Source organism: Candidatus Accumulibacter sp. ACC003 (assembly GCF_907163085.1).
Taxonomy (GTDB): domain Bacteria; phylum Pseudomonadota; class Gammaproteobacteria; order Burkholderiales; family Rhodocyclaceae; genus Accumulibacter.
In genome coordinates this window covers 167561-189319 of record NZ_CAJQTX010000011.1, presented here as the reverse complement: position 1 = coordinate 189319, position 21759 = coordinate 167561, and the positions used below count along the sequence as shown (strand labels likewise).

At 65.4% G+C, this 21759-nt stretch carries 25 protein-coding genes; 14 read left to right on the top strand and 11 right to left on the bottom strand.

All coding sequences use genetic code 11. The annotated features are described in order from the left end of the window. Position 1: 1 nt before the first annotated feature. From QZ656_RS22770 to hfq, 6 genes are all read right to left on the bottom strand, one after another. Positions 2 to 1159 carry an ATP phosphoribosyltransferase regulatory subunit gene (locus tag QZ656_RS22770; RefSeq protein ID WP_291995530.1) on the bottom strand — a complete coding sequence of 386 codons (1158 nt, stop codon included), beginning with the start codon at positions 1157 to 1159 and terminating at the stop codon, positions 2 to 4. Continuing rightward, positions 1156 to 1341 (bottom strand): DUF2065 domain-containing protein, encoded by a 186-nt coding sequence (locus QZ656_RS22765; RefSeq protein WP_291995529.1) that lies wholly within the window; start codon positions 1339 to 1341, stop codon positions 1156 to 1158. Before QZ656_RS22765 ends, QZ656_RS22770 begins: the two co-directional genes overlap by 4 nt. 10 nt (positions 1342 to 1351) lie before the next feature. After that, positions 1352 to 2242 carry a protease modulator HflC gene (gene hflC, locus QZ656_RS22760; RefSeq protein WP_291995528.1) on the bottom strand — a complete coding sequence of 297 codons (891 nt, stop codon included), beginning with the start codon at positions 2240 to 2242 and terminating at the stop codon, positions 1352 to 1354. Beyond that, positions 2242 to 3504: an FtsH protease activity modulator HflK gene (gene hflK / locus QZ656_RS22755; protein WP_291995527.1), complete on the bottom strand. Its 1263-nt coding sequence runs from the start codon at positions 3502 to 3504 to the stop codon at positions 2242 to 2244. Before hflK ends, hflC begins: the two co-directional genes overlap by 1 nt. A 20-nt stretch (positions 3505 to 3524) precedes the next feature. Beyond that, positions 3525 to 4697 (bottom strand): GTPase HflX, encoded by a 1173-nt coding sequence (hflX, locus tag QZ656_RS22750; protein ID WP_291995526.1) that lies wholly within the window; start codon positions 4695 to 4697, stop codon positions 3525 to 3527. A gap of 120 nt (positions 4698 to 4817) precedes the next feature. Further along, positions 4818 to 5057 carry an RNA chaperone Hfq gene (hfq, locus tag QZ656_RS22745; protein WP_291995525.1) on the bottom strand — a complete coding sequence of 80 codons (240 nt, stop codon included), beginning with the start codon at positions 5055 to 5057 and terminating at the stop codon, positions 4818 to 4820. A gap of 372 nt (positions 5058 to 5429) precedes the next feature. On the opposite strand from hfq, the gene QZ656_RS22740 reads away from it, so the two are divergent. The 9 genes from QZ656_RS22740 (at position 5430) to QZ656_RS22700 (ending at position 12439) form a co-directional block, all read left to right on the top strand. Next, on the top strand, positions 5430 to 5597 hold the full coding sequence (locus tag QZ656_RS22740; protein ID WP_291995524.1) for a hypothetical protein: 168 nt from the start codon (positions 5430 to 5432) through the stop codon (positions 5595 to 5597). A gap of 262 nt (positions 5598 to 5859) precedes the next feature. Beyond that, a complete protein-coding gene (locus tag QZ656_RS22735) occupies positions 5860 to 6219 on the top strand; it encodes a CidA/LrgA family protein (protein ID WP_291995523.1) in 360 nt (119 codons plus the stop codon). Between the two features lie 4 nt (positions 6220 to 6223). Continuing rightward, positions 6224 to 6946 carry an LrgB family protein gene (locus tag QZ656_RS22730; protein ID WP_291995522.1) on the top strand — a complete coding sequence of 241 codons (723 nt, stop codon included), beginning with the start codon at positions 6224 to 6226 and terminating at the stop codon, positions 6944 to 6946. Positions 6947 to 7056: 110 nt separating this feature from the next. Beyond that, a complete protein-coding gene (locus QZ656_RS22725; RefSeq protein WP_291995521.1) occupies positions 7057 to 8964 on the top strand; it encodes a BTAD domain-containing putative transcriptional regulator in 1908 nt (635 codons plus the stop codon). A gap of 135 nt (positions 8965 to 9099) precedes the next feature. Further along, positions 9100 to 9618 carry an OsmC family protein gene (locus QZ656_RS22720; protein WP_291995520.1) on the top strand — a complete coding sequence of 173 codons (519 nt, stop codon included), beginning with the start codon at positions 9100 to 9102 and terminating at the stop codon, positions 9616 to 9618. After that, a complete protein-coding gene (locus tag QZ656_RS22715; protein ID WP_291995666.1) occupies positions 9618 to 10445 on the top strand; it encodes a methyltransferase domain-containing protein in 828 nt (275 codons plus the stop codon). Before QZ656_RS22720 ends, QZ656_RS22715 begins: the two co-directional genes overlap by 1 nt. A gap of 15 nt (positions 10446 to 10460) precedes the next feature. Continuing rightward, complete coding sequence (locus QZ656_RS22710) at positions 10461 to 10661, top strand: hypothetical protein (RefSeq protein ID WP_291995519.1); 201 nt, start codon at positions 10461 to 10463, stop codon at positions 10659 to 10661. A 5-nt stretch (positions 10662 to 10666) separates the two neighbouring features. Further along, positions 10667 to 11098, top strand: a complete 432-nt coding sequence (locus QZ656_RS22705; protein ID WP_291995518.1) for an MAPEG family protein — start codon at positions 10667 to 10669, stop codon at positions 11096 to 11098. A 261-nt stretch (positions 11099 to 11359) separates the two neighbouring features. Beyond that, the gene (locus QZ656_RS22700; protein ID WP_291995517.1) at positions 11360 to 12439 is read left to right on the top strand and encodes a calcium/sodium antiporter; all 1080 of its coding nucleotides are present in this window, start codon (positions 11360 to 11362) and stop codon (positions 12437 to 12439) included. Positions 12440 to 12467: 28 nt separating this feature from the next. Here the strand turns inward: QZ656_RS22700 and QZ656_RS22695 are convergent, their stop codons facing one another. Further along, positions 12468 to 12905, bottom strand: coding sequence for a PilZ domain-containing protein (locus QZ656_RS22695; RefSeq protein WP_291995516.1), 438 nt, complete (start codon positions 12903 to 12905; stop codon positions 12468 to 12470). A gap of 280 nt (positions 12906 to 13185) precedes the next feature. On the opposite strand from QZ656_RS22695, the gene QZ656_RS22690 reads away from it, so the two are divergent. Beyond that, a complete protein-coding gene (locus QZ656_RS22690) occupies positions 13186 to 13989 on the top strand; it encodes an alpha/beta fold hydrolase (RefSeq protein WP_291995515.1) in 804 nt (267 codons plus the stop codon). On the opposite strand, the gene QZ656_RS22685 is transcribed toward QZ656_RS22690, so the two are convergent. Continuing rightward, positions 13973 to 14695 carry an HAD family hydrolase gene (locus tag QZ656_RS22685; RefSeq protein WP_291995514.1) on the bottom strand — a complete coding sequence of 241 codons (723 nt, stop codon included), beginning with the start codon at positions 14693 to 14695 and terminating at the stop codon, positions 13973 to 13975. The two genes, QZ656_RS22690 and QZ656_RS22685, sit on opposite strands and share 17 nt — an antisense overlap. 205 nt (positions 14696 to 14900) lie before the next feature. Here QZ656_RS22685 and QZ656_RS22680 point away from each other — a divergent pair, with 205 nt between their 5' ends. Both QZ656_RS22680 and QZ656_RS22675 read left to right on the top strand, forming a co-directional pair. Next, positions 14901 to 15728, top strand: coding sequence for a DUF2189 domain-containing protein (locus QZ656_RS22680; RefSeq protein ID WP_291995513.1), 828 nt, complete (start codon positions 14901 to 14903; stop codon positions 15726 to 15728). Between the two features lie 8 nt (positions 15729 to 15736). Next, on the top strand, positions 15737 to 15949 hold the full coding sequence (locus QZ656_RS22675) for a DUF2788 domain-containing protein (RefSeq protein ID WP_291995512.1): 213 nt from the start codon (positions 15737 to 15739) through the stop codon (positions 15947 to 15949). Positions 15950 to 16043: 94 nt separating this feature from the next. On the opposite strand, the gene QZ656_RS22670 is transcribed toward QZ656_RS22675, so the two are convergent. Next, a complete protein-coding gene (locus QZ656_RS22670; protein ID WP_291995511.1) occupies positions 16044 to 17099 on the bottom strand; it encodes a type IV toxin-antitoxin system AbiEi family antitoxin in 1056 nt (351 codons plus the stop codon). A 159-nt stretch (positions 17100 to 17258) separates the two neighbouring features. Next, positions 17259 to 17645 (bottom strand): DUF2917 domain-containing protein, encoded by a 387-nt coding sequence (locus QZ656_RS22665; RefSeq protein WP_291995510.1) that lies wholly within the window; start codon positions 17643 to 17645, stop codon positions 17259 to 17261. Positions 17646 to 17802: 157 nt separating this feature from the next. On the opposite strand from QZ656_RS22665, the gene QZ656_RS22660 reads away from it, so the two are divergent. Next, positions 17803 to 19221, top strand: coding sequence for a PLP-dependent aminotransferase family protein (locus tag QZ656_RS22660; protein WP_291995509.1), 1419 nt, complete (start codon positions 17803 to 17805; stop codon positions 19219 to 19221). Positions 19222 to 19254: 33 nt separating this feature from the next. Here QZ656_RS22660 and QZ656_RS22655 read toward each other — a convergent pair whose 3' ends face one another. Further along, the gene (locus tag QZ656_RS22655) at positions 19255 to 19914 is read right to left on the bottom strand and encodes a glutathione S-transferase family protein (protein WP_291995508.1); all 660 of its coding nucleotides are present in this window, start codon (positions 19912 to 19914) and stop codon (positions 19255 to 19257) included. A gap of 205 nt (positions 19915 to 20119) precedes the next feature. Between QZ656_RS22655 and QZ656_RS22650 the strand changes: the two genes are divergently transcribed. Continuing rightward, positions 20120 to 21730, top strand: coding sequence for a Na+/H+ antiporter (locus tag QZ656_RS22650; protein ID WP_291995507.1), 1611 nt, complete (start codon positions 20120 to 20122; stop codon positions 21728 to 21730). The last annotated feature ends 29 nt before the right edge of the window (positions 21731 to 21759 follow it).

Genomic DNA, 21759 nt, shown 5'->3' with positions numbered 1-21759 from the left:
GTCATCCGTTCCTGTTGATTGCCTCGATTAGCCATTGTCCGTCGCCTTCGAGCAGGCGGCGGTCGCACCACGGACCATCACTACGATCCTCTCCCGGCAGGAGTTCGACGACAATTTCGCCCTGCGCGCGCAGGGCGGCTATCGCCATCGCCAAGCCCGGATTGGCGGCCGCGTACGGCGCCAGGATCGCTCCGGTCGGTGCCGCGCGCACCGCCAGCCGTGCCAGCTCACGCAAATCCATCGAAAAACCGGTGGCCGGTCTGGCGCGGCCAAAGGCCTTGCCAACGCCGTCATAACGCCCGCCAAGCGCGACAGCGCTCGAGAAAGCCGCGTGATAGGCCGCAAAAACAACGCCGTTGTGATAGTGGTAGCCACGCAGATCGGCCAGGTCGAATGACAGCGGCAAATCGGGCAGCGATTCGTGCAAGGCGCGCAAGCTGGCCAGCGCAGCCCTGATCGCCGGCAGTTCGGGCAGCACTCTGGCCGCCGCGGCGAGCACTTCCACGCCACCGTAGAGATCGGGCAAGGCGAGCAGTGCGGCGCGAAAGGGCTCGTCCACAGCGCTGCAGCGCTCACGCAGGCTGGGCACGTCCTTGGCTCGCAGCAGCTGCAACAGCGCTTCCTCGGATTCACGGTCAAGGCCAGCCGCATCGGCCAGCGCGCGGAACACGCCGACATGACCGAGGTCGATACGCGCCGCCGCAGCGCCGGCAATCGCCAGGGAATCGGCCATCAAACGGATCACCTCGCGATCAGCCGCCAGACCCGCATGCCCGTAGACTTCGGCGCCCAACTGAATCGGTTCACGAGTCGCCGCCAGCGACGCCGGCAGGGTGTGCAACACGCTGTCGCAGTAGCACAGCCGCGTCACTCCCTGGCGGTTGAGCAGGTGCGCGTCGATGCGGGCGACTTGCGGCGTCATATCGGCACGCAGGCCGAGCGTCCGTCCGGACAGCTGATCGACGAGTTTGAAGGTGCGCAGCTTGAGATCCTGTCCCGACCCGGTCAGCAGGGAGTCGAGGTGTTCGAGCAGCGGCGGCATCACCAACTCGTAGCCATGCACGCGGAAGAGATCGAGCAGACTACGGCGCAGCCGTTCGATCTGGGCCGCTTCTGCCGGCAGGGCATCGGCGATATGTTCGGGAAGTAGCCAGTTCATCTGAAAACCATCAACAGGACCAGACCGATCAGCATCGAAGTCAGGCCGACAAAGCGGATCTGCCCGTCCGACAAGCGAATCAGGCGACGGAATGTTTCACGCCAGGCGTTCGGCGCCATGAACGGCATCAGCCCTTCAAGCACCAGCATCAGAGCCAAGGCCAGCAACAGATTGTCGGTCACAGCCGGCCAATCACTTCGGGGCTTTTTCGCCGCCTCGGCCGCCGCTCTTCATGTACTTGAAGAAGTCCGAACTGGGTTCGACAACGATCACGTCGTTCTTGCCGCTGAAGCTGTTGCGGTAGGCTTCGAGGCTGCGATAGAAGGCGTAGAACTCGGGATTCTTTTCGAAGGCCTGGGCGTAGGTGGCGGCCGCTTTGGCGTCGCCCTCGCCCTTCATCTTCTGCGCGTCACGATACGCCTCGGCAACGATCACCTCACGCTGCTTGTCCGCGTCGGCGCGAATCTTCTCGGCTTCGGCAGCACCCTGCGAACGCAGCTCGTTGGCGACGCGCTTGCGTTCAGCATCCATCCGGCGATACACCGATTCGCTGACGTCAGTGGGCAGCTCGACACGCTTGACGCGCACGTCGACGATCTGCACGCCAATCTTGCGCGCATCCAGGTCGGCCTTTTCGCGCATCAACTCCATCAGCTGGTCGCGCTCACCCGACACGACGTCATGCACGGTCCGCTTGCCGAACTCCTCACGCAGGCCGGCATTGACGGTCTGCGAGAGACGCGTCTTGGCGCGTGATTCATCACCGGCAACCGAGACGTAGTAGAGCTTGGGATCGACGATCCGCCACTTGGTGAACGAGTCCACCAGGACGTTGGTCTTTTCGGAGGTAATGAAGCGTTCGGGCTCGGCGGCGTCGAGGGTGAGGATACGCTTGTCGAAATAGCGCACGTTCTGGATCATCGGCCACTTGAAATACAGTCCCGGCTCCTCGATCACGCGCCGCACCTCACCAAGCTGGAAGACGAGCGCGTGCTGCCGCTGATCGACGGTGAAAATGGTCGCCCCGAGGACCACCAGGACGGTCACGAAAAGCGCCGCCAGGATATTCATGCCGGCTTTCATCAGCGGGCCTCCCGATCACGCTGCCGCAAGGTGTCGCGCGAACGCGATTCGTTCAGTTGCGGCGGCACCTCGTTGGAAATCGGCGGCGACGAGCGACCAGCCGCCGCCATCTCCGGGCTGCCGCTGGCGCCACCAGGCGACGCAGCGACTGCGCCAGCAGCCTGGATCAGCTTGTCGAGCGGCAGGTAGAGCAGATTACCCTGCCCTTTGGTATCAACCATCACCTTGCTGGTATTCGAATAGACCTGCTGCATGGTGTCCAGGTACATCCGCGTACGCGTTACTTCCGGCGCCTTGGCGTATTCGGTATTGATCTGCGAGAAGCGGCTGGCATCACCCTCGGCGGTGGCAATCACCCGCTGCTTGTAACCCTGCGCTTCCTCGTTCAGGCGCGCCGCCGTACCTTGCGCCCTCGGGATGACGTCATTGGCGTAGGCCTGACCTTCGTTCTTCTGACGCGCGCGGTCCTGCGATGCCTTGACCGCGTCGTCGAACGCGGCCTGAACCTGCTCCGGCGGCTGCGCATTCTGCATCGTCACCTTGGAGATCAGAATGCCGGTCTTGTAGCGATCGAGAATCTCCTGCATCAGCTGCGAAGCATTGACGGCGACCTGCTCACGACCTTCGTAGAGGACGAAGTCCATCTTGTTCTTGCCGACGATCTGACGGATGGCGGTTTCGGCAATCTGCATCACCGCCTCGTCGGGATCCCGGTTGGCGAAGACGTAGTCGACCGGGTCCTTGAGGATGTATTGCACGGCAAACTGAATATTGATGATGTTTTCATCATCGGTGAGCATCAGCGCTTCCTTGAGAACCTTGTTCCGCTCGCTGCCGCGGTAACCAACCTCGAGAGTGCGGACGCCGGAAATATTGACCAGCTCGTGCGACTGGATCGGATAAGGCAGTCGCCAACGCAGTCCCGGATCAGAGCTCTCCTTGTAGCGGCCGAACTGCAGCACCAGACCCCTTTGCCCGGCGTCCACAATGTAGAAACCGCTGGCCAGCCAGACGATCACCACCAGAACCAGCAGTAGGCCGATGCCGCCACCGAGAAACTTCGGACTGAATTGCACCGGCGGGCGCTCGTCACCACCATCGCCACTGCCGTTGCCGCCACCGCGCTTCTTGTCGAAGATCCCCGACAAGCGGCGGTTGAGGTCACGCCACAACTGCTCGAGGTCTGGTGGCCCCTGATTGGGGCGCCGTCCACCGCCACCCTCATTGCCGCGATTCCCCCACTGCGGATCATTCAACGACATAAGTACTCCAAGGCTCGCCATCATGCACAACCATCTGAATCAGAAAGCATATCAATATCCTGTAATGCGTCAGCACGAAGCGCCCAATGGCGCTTGTTCTGGGCCTTCGCCATGGCCATTTCGGCCAGCGCCTCGCGCAGCAGAGACAGACCGTCGCCACATCGGGCGCTGACGCGAACCCGCAGGATTGTACCATATTCGTCCCGCTCGACGGTCGGCGGCAGGCCGCTCAGATCGAGCTTGTTGAGAACCAGCAACTGCGGCACGGCGGCAGCGCCGATCTCGGTCAGCACCTTGTTGACGTCGGCCACCTGCTCGTCGCGCGCCGGGCTGGCCGAGTCGACGACGTGCAGCAAGAGGTCGGCCTCGGCCGTCGCTTCAAGCGTCGCATGGAAAGCGGCGACCAGCGTGTGCGGCAGATCGCGGATGAAGCCGACGGTATCGGAAAGCACGATATGACCGGCCTCGGGCAACCACAGCTTGCGCGTCGTGGTATCGAGCGTCGCAAACAACTGGTCGGCAGCGAAGACGCCGGCATGCGTCAGGGCATTGAACAGGGTCGACTTGCCGGCGTTGGTATAGCCGACCAGCGAGACGTTCAGCAAGTCGCCGCGCCCGCGTGCCTGCCGCTGAACACCGCGTTGACGCTCGACGCGCAGCAGCCGTTCCTTGAGCAGCTTGACGCGGATCCCCAGCAAGCGACGGTCGGTTTCGAGCTGCGTTTCGCCCGGACCACGCAGACCAATACCACCTTTCTGCCTTTCGAGGTGCGTCCAGCCGCGCACCAGTCGCGTCGCCAAGTGTTCGAGTTGAGCCAGTTCGACCTGCAGCTTGCCTTCCGAACTCTGCGCGCGCTGCGCAAAGATGTCGAGGATCAGGCTGGTCCGGTCGATCACGCGACACTGCAGCACACGCTCCAGATTGCGCTCCTGGCCGGGACTGAGTTCGTGATTGAAGATCACCAGAGTGGCTTCGTGGGCCAGCACTTCGGCAGCCACCTCCTGGACCTTGCCTTTGCCGGCATAGGTCGCCGCGTCGGGGCTGTGGCGGCGTCCATGGACCACGGCACACACCGCTGCGCCCGCCGATCGAGTCAGCAGACGAACCTCTTCAAGCTGTTCGGTGAGGTCGTCACGCCCAAAGTCGAGCTGGACGATGATCGCCCGCTCGTCGGCCGATGGCCGCTCATGCATAGTGATGATCCTGGAAGAGTTGACGCCAGCGTGCGCCGTAAGAGCCGCTCAAGGCAGCGCTGGGCGAAAGCGCTCCGCAATACCTGCTGGCTGGCGCAGCAAAAACGGTGGGGCGACGGATCAGGCCTCGCTGTTGGCATCCTGCTGAATCGTAATTGGACGCGACGGCACCACCGTTGAAATCGCGTGCTTATAGACCATCTGGGTAACGGTATTCTTGAGCAAAACAACGTACTGATCGAACGATTCCACCTGACCCTGGAGCTTGATACCGTTGACCAGATAGATCGAAACCGGAACGCGTTCGCGCCGCAGCGTATTGAGGAACGGGTCTTGTAATAGTTGCCCTTTGTTAGTCATCCTTGGAACTCCATCTCTAGTCATGTTTATCGTGAAAATCGCTTCCGCGATTGACAATTCGCCTCTCCCGCATGCGGAAGAGTGGTCGGGGTGATGGAAACGGTCAAAGCGATCGTCAGCGCGAAGATCTTGGCGAGCCAGGGGCCGTTTTCGAGAGACCAGCATAATTGATTTTCTTCTCGTTTGCCATATCAAGGCCAGCACCGGGGCAACGCCCGGCCGTCGCAGATGCTCGCCGCACTCAGCAGACGGCGACGATTTCGGACCGCAGGGCAGGCGACCTGGCGCCGATGCGGCTCGCGCATCGGCAAAAACGAAGATAATTCGTCAGTCGCAAAGGCGCCTTTCACGGTAGGCAGCGAGGAGCAATCAATGACTTTGGAAGCACTGGCCAGCGCCGATTGGCGTGCCATGGCACTGCTGACAATTATCGCCGTGGCCATCGTATGGGGCTTCGTCTTCTTTCTACGGCATAACCGCCAGGATCTCGACAGCCTGCGGGAAACACTGAAATCCGATCGCGAGGACGATGGCGAGTGACTGCTGTGGTCAGGCGTACATGCTTCAGCAAGACCCCTGCCCTCCCGGGCATGACCGTTTTCCGCCCCTGGCGGCGAGCATTCCAGCTTGCGCGGTGACATCGCTGGGCCGTTTCCTCGATGCTCGCCAGCGACGATGGGGCGATGGGGGCGTCGCAGACGCGGCTTTGCCGCTTGCCGCTACGGCAGACAGAATCGCTTTTCTTGAGCATCGGCTATACTGGCCGCCAGTTCACCTCCAGGCCAGGATCGCGAGTCGACGAATGATCGCTGCCATTACCCTGCTCCTGCTTTTTCAGCTGCTCGGCGAGGTCATCGCCAAGACGCTGGCCTTGCCGATTCCGGGTCCGGTGATCGGCATGGCGCTGCTGTTCGCTGCCCTGGCTGCGCGCGGCGGCCCCACAGCCAACTTGCGCCAGACCGCGCAGGGGCTTTTGCAGCACCTCTCGCTGCTCTTCATTCCCGCCGGCACCGGCGTCATGCTGCACTTTCAGCGGCTGTCCGACGAGTGGCTGGCGCTCGCGCTTTCCTTGTTCGGCAGTACCCTGCTGACCATCGCCGTGACCGCCCTGGCCTTGCGCTTTCTGGCCCGACGGCGGGACGTCCGGAGCGACCCGCCGTGAGGCCATGAACGCGCGCTTCGACGAAATCTGGGTCTACCTGTCCGCGTCGCCACTGCTCGGACTAACGCTCACGCTGCTCGCCTACCAGGGCGCGGTTTACGTAAACCGGCGCTGTCGTGGGCATCCGCTGGCCAATCCGGTGTTGCTCGCCGTCGCCGCGCTGGTCGGGCTGCTGTGGCTTACCGACACACCGTACGCCACCTACTTCGACGGCGCGCAGTTCGTGCACTTCCTGCTCGGACCGGCGACCGTCGCGCTGGCGATTCCGCTCTATGCCCAGTTCGAGCGCCTGAAGCGCCTGGCTGTGCCGCTGCTCGGCGCACTGCTCGTCGGCTCGCTGACCGCCGCGCTGTCGGCCGTGGCGATTGGCGGCGTTCTTGGTGCCAGCAGGGCGACGCTGCTGTCGATGGCGCCGAAGTCGGTCACCACGCCGATCGCCATGGGCATCGCCGAACGGATCGGTGGTCTACCGTCGCTAACCGCGGTGCTGGTGATCTGCACCGGCGTTGTCGGTGCCATTGGCGCGCGCTACGTCTATCGCGCCCTGCACATCGAAGACGACGTCGTGCGCGGCTTCGCGCTGGGCATCGCTGCGCACGGAATCGGGACAGCACGCGCTTTCGAGGAGAGCGAACAAATGGGCGCTTTTGCCGCGCTGGCGATGGGTCTCAATGGCCTGACCACGGCACTGCTGCTACCCGTTCTGATACCGTGGCTACTGCCTTAGCTTGATCAGCCGGCAGGTCAACACCAGCGGGCGAGTGGATTTCCTGCTGACGCCGGGCCTTGTCCTATCATTGCAAGACTCCCATGCCATCGCGAAGGTCAGCCAAAGCCATGCCGCAATTCCGTCTGACGCTGCTCGGCCGCTTCCGCCTCGACGACGAGAACGGCCGCGAAGTGGCCGTCGCGTCGCGCAAGACGCAGGCCATGCTCGCCGTTCTCGCCGTGCACAGCCCCGCCGCGGTCACGCGCGAGCGCATCGCCGGGCTGCTCTGGGGCGATCTTGCCGACGAGCGCGCCCGCCACAGCCTACGGCAGGTACTTACGGCCTTGCGGCGTGAGGCCGCCATTGTCGAGGCCAGCAGTGAGACCTTGTGTCTGGATAGCGACGCTTGCACGTCCGACGTGAGCGAATTTGCCGCGCTCGCCGCGAACACCGAGGCCGCTGAACTGGCGCGTGCGCTGACTCTCCACGGCGGCGATTTTCTCGACGGGCTGGCGAGCAAAGAGGAAGCGTTCGCTGAGTGGCTAAGCGCCGAGCGCACGCGGCTGGCGAAAGCGGCAGTGACAATAATGTTGCAGCTGGCCGCATTCCACGCCGGGCGTGCAGAGCATCAAGCCGCCGTGCAGCTGCTGCAGCTCATACTGGCCGGCGACGCCCTGAACGAAGGTGCGCACCGCGCCTTGATGCGCTCACTCGACACCCTCGGCCGGCGCAGCGATGCGCTGCAGCAGTATCAGCTGTGCCGAGAACTGCTCCTGAAGGAGCTCCAGGTCGAACCCGACGCGGCGACGCGGGCGCTCCACGATTCGCTGCGAGCGGCAAGCGGCACGCCGCGCAGAAGCGAAGGAGGCGGACGGCCCGTCGTCGCCGTCGTGCCCTTCGCCAACGTCGCGCGCGCGCCTGAAATCGACTCGCTGGCGACCTCGATCGCCGATGAGATCAGCCGACAGCTCGCGCACGCACCCGGCTTCCGGGTCGTCGTACAGCCCGCGGTCCTTGCCGCGATGCAGCCGAATCCCGACGATTTGAGGCAGCTCGCGCGCGTCCTGGGCGCCACTTATCTGGTCACCGGCAGCCTGCGTCAGCCCGAAAGCGGCTGCCTGCGCATCGCCCTGCAGATCGTCGACGGCGAAAAGGCCCAGTACCTGTGGAGCCTGCAACAAGATCTGTTGCGCGGCGGCAAGGCCGCGGTCGACGACTTCGTTGCCGGCAGCGCGGCCAGGATCGAACAGCAACTGAGCGTCGCCGAGGCCACCGCCGGCGATGCGCACGACGACCGGCACGATGCCTGGCACAAGACGCACCAGGCCGCCAGCGCGCTGTTTTCGGCCGGCTGGTCCGAAACCGCCGTGGCCACCGCCGTGCAGCGCTATCGCGAAGCCATCGCGCTCGATCCCGACCTCGCGCTGGCGTACGCGCACAAGGCGATGATCATCGCCTTTGCCCAGGACTGGGGGCTGCTGCACCGCGACCCGGCCCGGGACGAGGCGCGCGCCGACGCCGAAAAGGCGCTGGAGCTGGCACCAAGCCGCTCCGAAGTCCTCGGCATGGCCGCTTGCGCGATTGCCCACCTCGGCGATCCGGCGCGCGCGGTGCCGCTGCTCGAGCGGGCGATCGAGGAGAATCCAAACAATGCGCAAGCCTGGGCGGCGCTCGGCGCCACGCGCTTGCTGCAGATGCAGTTCGCGGCGGCCGTCGAGGCGCTGCGCCGCGGCCTGCGCACCAGCCCGACCGACTACCGCCGTTCGGTCTGGCTGACGGCGCTGGCCAGTGGCCTGGTGCGCCTGAACCGGCTCGACGAAGCGCTCGATGCGGCGCAGGGAGCTTGCCGGTCGGATGCAAAGTTCTATCCGGCGCGAATTGTCCTGGCGATGGTCCTGGCGAAGCTCGAGCGCGATGGCGAGGCGCGCAAGGCGCTCGCCGACGCGACGCGCCTTCGCCCGCAGCTGACGCTAGCGGAAATGCGGCGCTTTGTCGGCAGCGCCCTCGACCGTCTCGGCGCGTCTGCCGGCTTTTAGAAAATTGCCCAGCGCTTGACGCTGGATTGACGCTGGATTGACGCTCGATTGACGCCCGTGCATGAAACTCCTTACGAGCCGCAGACCGACAGCAAACGCTCGCCGGACGATCTAGAGGCCGTAAGGAGAAAGCAGATGAAGCAGCAGACCATGCAAGCCGCGCTGCAACGCGCCGAGCATATTTTTTTGCAGCGTCCGGAAGCGGCGCAGAGGCGCACGATTGCGCGGGCGAGCGTCCGCGACGGCATGCGCTGTGAATTCAGCGAAGACCAGTGGCGCTTCGTCGCCGACATGCCGGAGGCCATTGGCGGCAGCGCTACTGGAGCGACGCCGAGCACCCTGGCGCGGGCGGCGCTCAGCACCTGCCTGGCGATCGGCTATGCGATGCGGGCGGCCTACCTCGGCGTCGCGATTCGCGGCGTCGAGGTCGAGCTGCGCGCCGAAGCCGACCTTCGCGGCCTGTTCTGCGGCCAGGCTGAAGTGCCCAACTACCGCTCGCTCGCCTACCTGGTGACCTTCGACAGTGACGCGTCCGACAGCGAACTGCAGCGCGTCCTCGACGAGGCCGACGAGCGTAGCCCGGACTTGCAGCTGTTCACGAAACCACAGAGCCTGAGCCGCGAAATGCGCGTCATCAGAACAGCGGCCGCGTGATGGACGCGCGACTGCAAAGACGCATCCAGCGCTACGGCTGGGACCGCGCCGTCGATTTCTATGACCAGCTGTGGCTGAAGCAACTCCTGCCGGCGACGCAAAGCGTCCTCGAGCGCGCCGCCATCGGGCCAGGAGAAAGCGTTCTTGACGTCGCCTGCGGCACCGGCGTCCTGGCGATTGCGGCGGCAACCACCGTCGGCAAGGAAGGATCGGTGGTCGGCATCGATCTCTCGGGGAAGATGGTCGACGCGGCGCGTGCCGCCGCTTCGGCTCTCGGCCTCGACAACTGTCGCTTCGAACGCGACGACGCCGAGGCGCTGGCCGATCTCGAAGGCGTTTTTGACGTCGCCTTGTGCGGCCTCGGGCTGATGTACATGCCCGACCCGGAGCGCGCGCTCGCCGTGATCGCGACAAAGCTCGTGCCGGGTGCTCGCCTGGCGGTATCGGTCTGGGGGCAGCGCAGTCGCTGCGCGTGGGCGGCAATATTCCCGATCGTCGACGCCCGCGTCGAATCCGAGGTTTGCCCGCTGTTCTTTCGCACCGGCACCGGCGATACGCTGCACCAGGCTCTCGATAGCGCCGGCCTGAGCGGCGTCGCGACGGAGCGTATGGCGGTCACTCTGCGTTATGACAGCGCGGCCGACGCCTGCGATGCGGCCTTCCTCGGCGGACCGGTCGCGCTCGCCTACTCGCACTTCGATGAAGCGACGCGAACTGCCGTACGTGCGGCGTATCTGCAAGCTGTTGAACCCTGCAGAATCGGCAATGCCTACGCCATTCCGGGCGAGTTCCTGATCGGCTACGGTGTCAAACCGGCAGCCGCCTGAAGTCATCCAGCCCGGATGAACGCTGAACACACGCTGAACACGAGCAACGCCATGCGAGCCAAGACGATTGCAGGCCGCGCGGCCGAGCACGAGGAGCTGCGCAGCGCCCGGGAGATTCGCCGGGGCCTGTTCGGACGACCAATGATCTATCGGGATGGGCTGCAAGGCGCCGCGATGCGGCTCTCCAAGCTGACCAGCCGAAGCACTGAGAGGTGACGACAATGCCCGTACCCGTCTGGATGTTGCTGGGATTTGCGGCCTGGACCGTGTTGTTGTTGGTGGCGACGGTTGGCGTCTACCGCTGGAGCCTGATTCTGACGCGAGGTGTGCCGATAGCCAGCTTCCGGGCTGATCAGCCCGAAGGCGCAGACCGCTACAAACGCGCGCTGCGAGCGCACGCAAACTGCATCGAGAATCTTCCGGTTTTTGCCGCCATTGTGATCGCGCTGCACATCGGCAAGGTCACCGGTGCGCTGGTCGATACGCTTGCCGTGGCGATTCTTGTGGCCCGCATGCTGCAGTCGCTGGTGCATGTATGTTTTGCCCAGAGCAACGCCGTGACATCGATCCGATTCGCTTTCTTTTTCGTGCAACTGGTCGGCTTTCTCGGCTTGACCGGGATCATCGTCGCCAGGCTGAACGGCAGCGCCTGATCCCTGACTGGCGCCGCGCTTCAAGACGCACCCAAGAAGCACTCAACAAGCACGCAAGAAGCACAAACTCGCTGACCACGCGGTGGTCGGAGCAGCGCGCTTGAGTGCCAGCGACGGTCGTGCGATGATCGCCGCGCCGCCGGCGGTAACAGCGGCCGGCTCTCGCCAATTCCGGCCGTGCCGACGACAAGCACGCGCGCTGTACGCAGCGACAGCGGCGAACACGCTTGCCGACCCATCCAACCGCAGGACTCCTAGCGCATGCTCTGGTTCATCCCCGGCCTCCTGGCCCTGATCGTCGGCGCCGAACTGCTGGTCCGCGGTGCCTCGAAACTTGCTCTCTCGTTCGGCCTCTCGCCGCTGGTGGTCGGGCTGACGGTCGTCGCCTTCGGCACCAGCTCACCCGAGCTGGCGGTGTCGGTGCAGTCGGCGTGGTCCGGCCAGGTGGACATCGCGCTCGGCAATGTCGTCGGCAGCAACATCCTCAACGTCCTGTTCATCCTCGGTATTTCGGCGTTGATCGCGCCGCTGCTGGTGCATCGGCAGTTGATCCAGCAGGAAGTGCCGGTGATGATCGGCGTCTCGCTGCTGCTCTGGGCGCTGGTCGCCGACGGCGGCATCAGCCGTGGCGATGGCCTACTGCTGGTCGGCCTGCTGCTCGCCTACAATTTCGTGATCATCCGCCAGAGCCGCCGCGAAAACGCGGCGGCAAGCGAGCCAGCGTTGGCGGCCGATGCCGCTGGCGGCAAGGCCTGGGACGCCCATTGGCTGGTGCAGGCGCTGCTGGTTGTTGCCGGGATGGACTTACTGGTGCTCGGCGCCCACTGGCTGGTCGACGCGGCCGTCACGCTCGCCCGGCGGCTGGGAATGAGCGAAGCGGTCGTCGGCCTGACCATCGTCGCCGCCGGCACCTCGCTACCCGAAGTAGCCACGTCGATCATGGCCGCCGTCCGCGGCGAGCGCGATATTGCCGTCGGCAACGTCGTCGGCAGCAACATCTTCAATATCCTCGCTGTACTGGGAATCTCGGCCAGCATCGCTCCCGGTGACCTGGTCGTCGCGCCGTCGATTCTCGCTTTTGACCTGCCGGTGATGGTCGCCGTCGCCGTCGCCTGCCTGCCGATCTTTTTCACCGGCCACCTCATCGCGCGCTGGGAAGGCACGCTGTTCCTGGCCTACTACGCCGCCTATACCACCTACCTGATTCTTGACGCCGCCGGTCACGCCGCGCAAAGCGGCTTCTCGCTGCTGATGAGCGGCTTCGCGCTACCGCTGACGACGATCACCCTGATCGTACTCGCCTGGCGGCAGCGGCAGCACGTGCGCGACGCCGGGCAGTGACGCGGCACGCCAGCCCACCCACCGGCACCTACTGTGGATTGGCGAAATCGGCCGCGTACTTGCCAACCCATTCCAGCGCGGCTTCTTCGGGGCCGAGCTGGCGGCCTTCGAGCTGCCGCACCTCCTGCCGATAGTGCTCGATATGGCAGATCTGCTCGACCATACGCACCGTAAACGCCGCCTCGGCGCTGACGAACTGCACGCCGACGTCGAAATGCCGCTCGCAGCCCTGGCACCAGACGACGCGCCCACGGGTCTCGAACGGCGGCCGCACGATGGTGATCCGCACACGCACGATTGACCCCAAGGGCAGTGAGTGTTCGCATGCAAACGCCAGACCGCCAACGCCGACATCAGACAAGCGCTGCCCGGAGCCGCTGACGGACGCTTGCTCGGCGTCGATTTCGATCGGAATATCGGCTGGGTGACGCATGAAGGAACGCGCAACAGGATCGGCTACGGTCATTATTCTTCTCCTCGCCGCCCGGGCAAAGATCCCCTGACGGTCGTGACACGAGCGCTCCCCGCGGTAGCGAAGCCTGGCCGACAGCGCTGATGGGGACATCGGTGAGTCGCTGCCGCGGCTTTCACGGGAAGTAGCACCTTACAATTGCTTGGACGCAACGCCAGCAGGCAACGTTCCATCGGGCGGACTCGGCAGACGGTGCGTAACAGGAGCCGACTCGCTCTTTTCCTGCCTCTCGTCGGCCGGCGACCGGCAGTGCCGTGCTAAAGTCGAAGCCGCCATGGAAACCAGACGAATTCATACCCTACACCGAGCAGCCGTCGGCCCCGCGCGTTCGCCACAACTGCTTTTTGTCCACGGCGGTTACGCCACGGCCGGCTGCTGGGACGTCTATTTTCTGCCTTACTTCAGCCGCCTCGGCTTCGACTGCCGGGCGGTCGACCTCGCCGGTCACGGCGCCAGTGACGGCCGCGACCGTCTCGACTCGTTCGGGATCGACGACTACGTCGACGACGTGCTGCAGGTCATGCAGGGCATCGCCGGGCCGCTGATGCTGATCGGGCATTCGATGGGCAGCCTCGTCGTCGAGCGCGTTCTCGAACAAAAGCCAACGCAGGCGGCGATCCTGATGGCGCCCGTGCCGCCCGGCGGCATCCTTGGCGCGACGATGAACATCGCCTTCAGGCAGCCGTCGTTCTTCGGCGAACAAGCGCGCGCCACGCAGGACGCATCCACGGCCACGCCGCAAACGCTGCAGACCATCCGTGACGTCTATTACTCGCGCGAAACGAAGACCGACGATCTGATTCGCTTCGGGCACCTGTTCCAGTCCGAATCCCGGCGCGCGATCATTGATCTGACGATGCTGGCGATGCGCATCGGCCGACGCCGACCCGAGCTTCCCGTTCTCGTCGTCGGCGGCGAAGCCGACGCCGTGTTCCAGCCGAATCTGCTGAGCTTCACCGCCAGCCGTTGGCGGGCCGAGGTGGAAGTCATTCCTGGCGCCGGCCACACCTTGATGCTCGACGCCCACTGGCAGGCCGCGGCGGCGAGCATTGCCGACTGGATCAAGCGCCAGCCGTAGCGGCACACGGCCGGCCGACCAGGCGCGTGTGCCGACGCGAGCGCGCTTGGCCGTCGAGCAATCGCGGCAGATCGTGCATCCGGCTGAAGACCGCACTGGCGCCAGCGGCGAGCAGCGCTTCGGCATCGCCGGACCGCATGTGAGCACCGCCGGTAAAGCCGACGACGCGCATTCCCGCCGCTCGCGCTGCCTGTACGCCGGCGATGCTGTCCTCGATCACCAGGCAGCGCGCCGGCGACACCGCCATGCGCTCGGCCGCGAGCAGAAACAGGTCGGGCGCCGGCTTGCCGCGGGCGACCATCTCGGCGCTAAACAGATGTGCTGCGAAGTACGGCAGCAGACCGGTCAGGGCAAGATTGCCGCGGATCTTGTCGAGCTTTCCCGAAGACGCCACGCACTTCGGCAAAGCCAGGCCGGCCAGCATAGCGGCCGCTCCAGCCATCGCTTGCAGTTCGGCGGCGAAAGCCTGGCGATCGCGCAGGCGGGCAGCAAAATCTGTCGGCAGCGCACGCCCCCACTCGGCCGCCACCTGTGCCAGCACCGCCGGCAGGCTGATACCGGTATAGCGATCGATCGCCTGCCGCGGCGTCAGGGAAAAACCAAGCTCAGTCAGCGTTTCGGCAAGCACCCGGCTGGCGATCGGCTCACTGTCGACCAGTACGCCATCGCAGTCGAAGACCAGCAAGGCGGGCGTCACTCGCTTCATTCGCTGGCCGCCTGCACGGCAAGTGGCGCGGCGATCAGGCGCCCTCGGCGGGCGCGGCGACGGAACAGGCGGGCGGCGGCCGCTCTATCATCGGTGGTTTCGTCTCTCATGGTCAGTACTTTACCGTCAGCAGCCCGGCACGGGACTCGCCAGAACAGCAGCACTGCAATAGACTCACGCCTGCTATGAGCGACCCGCGAAACCCATGAGCCCTCCCCCGACCGCATCGTCGACGCCAATCCCGACGGTAAACGTCGTTCCCCTTTCTGCGCCCCTGCAATGGCTGGCACTCGGGTGGCGCGACCTGCGGCGTTGCGGCGGCCTGAGTCTGGCGCATGGGGCATTGCTGGCGGCTTTCGGCCTGGCCCTGATGGCCATGGCAGCGCGGCAGTTCTGGTTGCTGGCGGGTGCGTTTTCGGGCTTCCTGGTGGTCGCGCCGGTATTGGCCACCAGCTTGTACGCGATGAGTCGCGCCATCGAGCACGGGCGCACGATCGGCTGGCAGCTGCTGCGCGACACCTGGCTGAGCTGGCAGCAATCGCGATTCATGGAAGCGGGCGGCTACTGGTGCCTGGTGCGTTTCGGTCTGCTCCTGGCGCTGGCCGGAACCGGCTGGGTAATGACCTCGGCGGCGCTGATCACGCTGCTCGCGCCGGCCCCCGTCAACTCGCCGGTGGACTTCCTGCGCCACGTCGTAGCGGCACACGACAACTTCCTGTTCGAGGCGTGGCTGGCGATGGGCGGCGTGCTCGCCGCGCCGATCTTTGCCTCCAGCATCGTCGCCATGCCGCTGCTCCTCGACCGCCGCGCCAACCTGCTGACGGCTGTCCTGACCAGCTGGCGAGTGGTTCTCGCCAACCCCGGCGCGATGGCACTGTGGGCGGCACTGATCATGTCGCTGGTGCTGATCGGTTTTGCGACGGCCTTGCTGGGCCTGATCGTGTTTATACCGATCCTCGGCCACGCCAGCTGGCACGCCTATCGCGCGCTGGTCGATGCCAGCGAACTTCCGGAACGTCCGCGGGGTCATTGAGCGAGCCCATGTTTGGTTTTTCCGAGGAACAAATCGCCGGCTTTGGCCTCACCTTCGGGATTGGCGGCTTCATGCTCTACATGTTGTTCATCATCGGACAACTGGCGTGGGAGTCCAAGGCCGGCAAGTTTGGGACTTTCGTGATCTTCCTGGGGCTGGCCTTCGGCATGCTCGGCTTCGTCGCCAAATACCTGATTCAGTGGCTGCTCGATATTTCTTGAGCGGCCACCGCTCAAGCGGCAGACCGGGCGGCCAGCTCGCCCAAGCCGAACGCGCCAGGCTCCGGCGAGCGCCACGTTATGCGGCCAGCAGCGCTCAGTCGGGCGGGAAGCGAGCGGCCAGCTGCGCGATATAGAGCATCTCCGCGGCTTCGATGCAGCGGGCGCTGCCAGTCGCCAGCAGGTCGGCATAGACCAGCGCCGGAGCAACCGTATCGGGCCGCCCGCCGTCCTGCAGCGACGCACCCCAGAAAGGCTTGCGCAGTTCGAGCAGGTGTTGGTAGGCCGCCGGCGACGCCGTTTCGAGCTGCTGCTCGGCAATCAGCCGCGCCGGCAACTTATCACCGTAAATCGTCAACGCCGTCGGCGTCAGTTGGTCAACGAGCAGAAGAGCCGCCGCCGTTTCGCCACCCCAGCGAGCGTTGGCCGGGTTGAGCTGCCAGTCCGGCCAGTCGTCGAAGCGCGGCGCCAGGAAGCGACCGATCAGCGCCTTGCCGCGCAGACCGAGAGCATAGGCCTGCGCCCATTCGTCGAGCACTCGCTTGCGGGCAAACAGCGACCGGCTCTTCGCAGAGACGATGAGCGACCCGTGTTGCTGGAGGTCGGCGATCACCGCCGGCATGGCGCCGAGCGCGACGTTCGCCGCGGCGGCGATCGTGCGGTACGGCGCGCCGGCCAGATCAGGATCGCAGATCAGTGCGAACAGCACCTTCAGCCGGGTCGCGGTGAAGCCACGGCTGGCACGCCGCGCGAGCTGTCTTGGCTGCAGCTTGCGGCCACTCACATAGACAAAAAGGCCGCGGCCTTCCAGGTAGGTATTGCCCGCCGCATCGGCGAATTGCTGCCGGCGTTCGCGCAGTTGCGCGGCCAGCGGCGACGCCACGTAGTCGGTGAGCAGCAGCGGCGGCGGTTCGCCGATGTCCAGCGGCTGGCGTAGCGACGCCAGAACGGCGCCGATGGAAGTCGACGACAGCCGGCGTTTGACCACCGCGGCGTAGTCGAGATCGGCCCCGTCTCGGCACACGCGCAGCAAGGCAGGCGACGGCCGCTGCCCGTCAGCCGCGCTTGCGTCCTGGACGCTGAGCAACAGTCCATGCGCGCGCAGCGCTTGCGCGACGCTCTCCAGAAGAGTGCTTTGCTGCTCCTCGTCCATCGCTGCGCACCATCGTCGTTATGAACAGACGGCAATTATGAACGTAGATCGGCTGCGCTGGCGTGTTTTGCAGCCTTGACTAGCCGCTCGGTCGCCGCCGCCGAGCGGCGAACAGCACTCGTCGGCGAAGCCGGCGTCTTGGCAGCGGTTTTACAGCCGCTACGCGGCGCCGACCGGCGGCGAACACGCCGGCAGCGACGGTGTCGGCCGCGGCTCGCGCAGCGGCAAGTCGCGGCGATTGCGCCAGAGCCGCGGCAGCGTCGCCAGGAGCGACTCCCGAAAAAGACTCCCAAGCGCGCTGCTCAAGGGATTCGCCGCTTTCAGGAAGCGCACCCGCCCACTGCCGATGCCTTCCAGCAAGGCCAGGCCGCGACCACAAACGAGGTGGCTGTCGCCGGCCGCCAGGAAAAAATCGCCGGCTTCGCCTTCGACGGTCAGCCAGACTTTCCCGGCCGTGCAGACGATGCGCACGCCGCTGGCCGACATCAGGCGCACCGGCGCGTTGTCGGCAAGACATAGCTCGCTGTTGTACAGGTCGAAGTTCATGGCGTTCTCTCCTTACGTTGCTTGTTTCGATGCAGAGCAGTCTAGACCCGCGCCGGTTGATAAAACAGTCACAAAATGACAGAATTGTGACCAGCACAGTTTGCGGCATACGCAACTGTATCGATCGAAATCAACAACAACTGTATTGGTGGGGCCGATGGAAAACGAACTGATGCTTTACGAGCGACTGGCTTCGGATTTGAGTGGCATCATCGTCGCCGGCAATCTGCGGCCGGGCGAGCGACTACCCTCGGTGCGCCGCCTGGCGCGCGAGCGACGGCTGTCGGTGTCCACCGTGCTGCAGGCGCTACGCCAGCTCGAGGACCGCGGTCTGGTCGAGGCACGGCCGCAGTCGGGCTATTTCGTCCGCCATGCGTCGGCGCGATTGGCGCAACCGAACGTCCGCTCGACTCCCGACGAAGCCGTACCGGTCGACGTCAGCCAGCGCCTGATGCAGGTCCTGCAGACCGGCATCAAGCCGGGCGTCGCACCGCTGGGTGCCGCCCTGCCCTCGTCGTCACTGCTACCGCTGGCAGCACTGCAGAGACTCTATGGCGGCGTGATACGGCGTCATCCGCAGCTGCTCGAAGGTGGTAGCCACATCAATATCGACGAAGCGGCGCTGGTCCGCCAGTTGGTCCTGCGCTCGGTCGGCTGGGCCGGTCCTCTGGCGGCGCGCGAGTTCGTGATCACCAACTCGTGCACCGAGGCGCTCGCGCTCTGTCTGCGGGCGGTCACCAAGCCGGGCGACACCGTCGCGGTCGAATCGCCGGCGTACTACCTGATGCTGCAATTGCTCGAGCTCCTGGGGCTGAAAGCGCTGGAAATCCCGACCGATCCGTGCACCGGGCTATCGATCGAGGCGCTCGACCTGGCGACCCGCGACGGTGGGGTCGCTGCCTGCCTGCTGGTGGCCAACGCCAGCAATCCACTCGGCAGCATCATGCCCGACGAGCACAAGCGTCGGCTCGCCCATTTGACCGCCGAACGTGGCGTGGCGGTGATCGAGGACGACATCTACGGCGACCTGTACTTTGGCAACACGCCGCCGCGAACCATCAAGGCCTTCGACAAGGTCGGCAATGTGATGCTCTGCTCGTCCTTTTCCAAGTGCCTGTCGCCGGCGCTGCGCATCGGTTTCGTCGCCGCCGGCCGCTACCGTCGGCAGGTCGCCCTGCAGAAGACCGTCACCAGCGGCGGCACCAACCCGGTCACCCAGCACGTCCTCGCCGAGTACCTCGAATCGGGGTCGTACGATCGCCACATGCGCGGCCTGCGGCGGGCCTACGAGCACCAGGTCGACGCCATGCGCGCGGCGGTCGCCCGCCACTTCCCGCCGGCGACGCGAATCACGCAGCCGCAAGGAGGCTTCGTGCTGTGGGTCGAACTGCCCGACGAGGTCGATACCAGCGCGCTCTACGACCGGGCGATCGCCGCCGGTGTCGCCTATGTTCCGGGCGAGCTGTTTTCGGCCAGCGGCATGTATCGCAACTGCCTGCGGCTGAACTGCGGCAACCCGCATACGCCCGAGATCGAAGATGCCGTCCGCCGCCTCGGCGCCCTGATGGCGTCGTGAGCCGGCGCGCCCGGTGCCGCGCAGCGACCACCGTCACTCGTTGATCGGCACGGCTATGAAGGCGTCGCTGGCCTCCAGTCTGGCGGCCAGCGCTTCGAGCGTCGGGTAGTCGCCGGCTGGCCACTCGTGCGGCAGGACATATCGCACAAAAGCAATCCCGACGACGGTACTGATGTCGGCTTGCGTCAGCCGCTCGCCGACCAGGAAGCCGCCGCCCGCGCCGCCGCTTGCCGCCAGCTGCTGTTCGAGCATGGCCAGCGCTTGCCGCATCTGGCCACGCAGACGGCTACGCCAATCGGGCCACTGCAGTTCCGACGGCCGCTGGCCTTCGTAGGCGATGGCCACGGCTTTTTCGGTGGCCACGAGGGCCAGCGCCGTTGCTTGCAGCACCTGCCGTCGTAGCGGCCCGGAGCGCGGCGTCAGCGGCGTCAGGCCGCGATCGGCGGCGAGTTCGTCGAGGTAATCGAGCTGATACGCGCTCTCGTAGAGCTTCTCACCGTCGGCAAGCGTCAGCATCGGCACCTTGAACAAGGGGTTGAGCGGACGCATCGCGTCCATCTCGCGAAACACCGACAGCGAAAGATGCTCGAAGGCGATTCCGTAGTGGGTCATGGTGATCGCGACGCGCCGGGTGAAGGGCGAATCGTAGAGGCCGAGAAGCTGGTACCGGCTACTGCTGGCTGTGTCTGCCATGCTTGTCTCCTATCGTCGGGCGGCCAGGCATCGTCGCTGGCCGGAATTTCAGATCGCCGGTGGCGCGGCAGCGCGTGCGCGGCGCAGGAATGATGACGCCTAATCGTCGCGAACGCGAGATTTTGGCGACTGCTCGACGGCGAGGAAAAAAACCCCGCGCGGACCCTGGCATTTGTCATCGGCACAGTCTAGAATCGCGGCCACCATGCCACCTATCGACCTGAGCCTACTCCTTCTTCTTGCTGTCGCCGTCGGCGGCGCACTCGTCCATTGGACGCCACTACCCTTGCCGATCCTGCTGGTGGTGGTCGGCGTGCTGGCGTCTCTGCTACCGGGTCTGAACGGCATCGTGATCGACCCGGAGCTGTTCCTGCTGTTGTTCATCCCGCCAATTCTCTTTGCCGACGCCTGGGTCTTGCCACGCCGCGACTTCGTCAGCACGCTGAAACCGGTGCTGCTGCTGGCGCTCGGACTGGTCGTCCTGACCGTCGTCGCGGTCGGCTATGTGATGCACTGGCTGATCCCGGCGATGCCGCTGGCGGTCGCCTTCACGCTCGGCGCGATCGTCTCGCCGACCGACGCCGTAGCCACTGTGGCGACCACCCAGACGCTGCCCCTGCCGGCGCGCATCGTCCACATCGTCAATGCCGAAAGCCTGCTCAACGACGCCTCGGGGCTGGTCGCCTTCAAGCTCGCCGTCGCCGCCGCGGCGTCGGGGCTGTTCTCGTCAGCGACGGTCGCCGAAGACTTCCTGCATCTGGCCGGTGGCGGCGTCATCATCGGCATCCTCTTCGAATGGCTAGGCCGCGAGTTGCGGCAGAATCTGATCCGTCTGCGTGCTGGCGACCCGGTCTTGCAGACGCTGCTGACGGTCCTGATGCCCTACGGCGCGTACCTGGCGGCCGAGGCGCTGCACGTTTCGGGAATCCTGGCGGTCGTCGCCGCCGGACTGTGGGCCAGCGGCCAGGAAGTCAAGGGCCTGACCGCCGACGCCCGCCGGCACGCCCGCGAGGTGTGGCGAATGCTTTCCTACGTGCTCAACGGCCTGGTCTTCGTCCTGCTCGGTCTGCAGCTGCGGCGGATGTTGACCGGCGTCGACCATTACGCGCCGCTCGCTCTGGCACTGTACGCCGTCGCCTTGTGGGCGCTGTTGATGGTCTTGCGAATCGTCTGGGTGTGGATCTCCGCACATCTGCGCTTCCGCCTCGGTTGGGGCTGGAGCGGTAGCGCCGCAGGTCCCGATCCGAAACGCCTGTTGCTGGTCAGTTGGGCCGCGGTGCGCGGCTCGATCACGCTGGCCACAGCCTTGTCCGTGCCGGCGATGGTCGCCGCCGGAACGCCTTTCCCGGAACGCGATCTGCTGGTCTTTCTGGCGGCGGCGACAATCATCCTGACGCTGACGCTGAACGGCATTCCGCTACCCTGGCTGATCCGCAAGCTGGGGATGAACAGCGATCAGGACGACGTGGAGGAGGAACGCACGGCACGCGCCGAAGTGGCCCGCGCGGCAATCGCCGCCGTGGCGCTCGTCGCCAGCGAGCTTGCCGACGCCGAGGATCGCGCTTTTGCCGAGCAACTGAGCCGCCGCTACGCGGGCAAGGTCGAACTGCTCGAGGGCGATCCGCAGGATGCCTCGCTGCGCGCGACGCATATCGCGCTGCGCCGAAGGCTGCGACTGGCGGCAATCGGCGCCGAGCGCCAGCGCCTGCGCGAGTTGCGCGCCAATGACACGATCAACGACGAGACCCTGCGGCTGATTGAAAGCGAACTCGACGAGCGCGAGCTGGTTTCTTCGATCAGCGCCGAACGCGGCTAGCTCGGCGCCGCCGCGGCCCGGGCATCGGC

What these genes read in the sequence shown, in the direction of transcription:
- QZ656_RS22770 (WP_291995530.1), bottom strand. Translation starts at nt 1,159, where the DNA reads ATGAACTGGCTACTTCCCGAACATATCGCCGATGCCCTGCCGGCAGAA.
- hflC (WP_291995528.1), bottom strand. Translation starts at nt 2,242, where the DNA reads ATGAAAGCCGGCATGAATATCCTGGCGGCGCTTTTCGTGACCGTCCTG.
- hflK (WP_291995527.1), bottom strand. Translation starts at nt 3,504, where the DNA reads ATGTCGTTGAATGATCCGCAGTGGGGGAATCGCGGCAATGAGGGTGGC.
- hflX (WP_291995526.1), bottom strand. Translation starts at nt 4,697, where the DNA reads ATGCATGAGCGGCCATCGGCCGACGAGCGGGCGATCATCGTCCAGCTC.
- hfq (WP_291995525.1), bottom strand. Translation starts at nt 5,057, where the DNA reads ATGACTAACAAAGGGCAACTATTACAAGACCCGTTCCTCAATACGCTG.
- QZ656_RS22740 (WP_291995524.1), top strand. Translation starts at nt 5,430, where the DNA reads ATGACTTTGGAAGCACTGGCCAGCGCCGATTGGCGTGCCATGGCACTG.
- QZ656_RS22735 (WP_291995523.1), top strand. Translation starts at nt 5,860, where the DNA reads ATGATCGCTGCCATTACCCTGCTCCTGCTTTTTCAGCTGCTCGGCGAG.
- QZ656_RS22730 (WP_291995522.1), top strand. Translation starts at nt 6,224, where the DNA reads ATGAACGCGCGCTTCGACGAAATCTGGGTCTACCTGTCCGCGTCGCCA.
- QZ656_RS22725 (WP_291995521.1), top strand. Translation starts at nt 7,057, where the DNA reads ATGCCGCAATTCCGTCTGACGCTGCTCGGCCGCTTCCGCCTCGACGAC.
- QZ656_RS22720 (WP_291995520.1), top strand. Translation starts at nt 9,100, where the DNA reads ATGAAGCAGCAGACCATGCAAGCCGCGCTGCAACGCGCCGAGCATATT.
- QZ656_RS22715 (WP_291995666.1), top strand. Translation starts at nt 9,618, where the DNA reads ATGGACGCGCGACTGCAAAGACGCATCCAGCGCTACGGCTGGGACCGC.
- QZ656_RS22710 (WP_291995519.1), top strand. Translation starts at nt 10,461, where the DNA reads ATGAACGCTGAACACACGCTGAACACGAGCAACGCCATGCGAGCCAAG.
- QZ656_RS22705 (WP_291995518.1), top strand. Translation starts at nt 10,667, where the DNA reads ATGCCCGTACCCGTCTGGATGTTGCTGGGATTTGCGGCCTGGACCGTG.
- QZ656_RS22700 (WP_291995517.1), top strand. Translation starts at nt 11,360, where the DNA reads ATGCTCTGGTTCATCCCCGGCCTCCTGGCCCTGATCGTCGGCGCCGAA.
- QZ656_RS22695 (WP_291995516.1), bottom strand. Translation starts at nt 12,905, where the DNA reads ATGACCGTAGCCGATCCTGTTGCGCGTTCCTTCATGCGTCACCCAGCC.
- QZ656_RS22690 (WP_291995515.1), top strand. Translation starts at nt 13,186, where the DNA reads ATGGAAACCAGACGAATTCATACCCTACACCGAGCAGCCGTCGGCCCC.
- QZ656_RS22685 (WP_291995514.1), bottom strand. Translation starts at nt 14,695, where the DNA reads ATGAAGCGAGTGACGCCCGCCTTGCTGGTCTTCGACTGCGATGGCGTA.
- QZ656_RS22680 (WP_291995513.1), top strand. Translation starts at nt 14,901, where the DNA reads ATGAGCCCTCCCCCGACCGCATCGTCGACGCCAATCCCGACGGTAAAC.
- QZ656_RS22675 (WP_291995512.1), top strand. Translation starts at nt 15,737, where the DNA reads ATGTTTGGTTTTTCCGAGGAACAAATCGCCGGCTTTGGCCTCACCTTC.
- QZ656_RS22670 (WP_291995511.1), bottom strand. Translation starts at nt 17,099, where the DNA reads ATGGACGAGGAGCAGCAAAGCACTCTTCTGGAGAGCGTCGCGCAAGCG.
- QZ656_RS22665 (WP_291995510.1), bottom strand. Translation starts at nt 17,645, where the DNA reads ATGAACTTCGACCTGTACAACAGCGAGCTATGTCTTGCCGACAACGCG.
- QZ656_RS22660 (WP_291995509.1), top strand. Translation starts at nt 17,803, where the DNA reads ATGGAAAACGAACTGATGCTTTACGAGCGACTGGCTTCGGATTTGAGT.
- QZ656_RS22655 (WP_291995508.1), bottom strand. Translation starts at nt 19,914, where the DNA reads ATGGCAGACACAGCCAGCAGTAGCCGGTACCAGCTTCTCGGCCTCTAC.
- QZ656_RS22650 (WP_291995507.1), top strand. Translation starts at nt 20,120, where the DNA reads ATGCCACCTATCGACCTGAGCCTACTCCTTCTTCTTGCTGTCGCCGTC.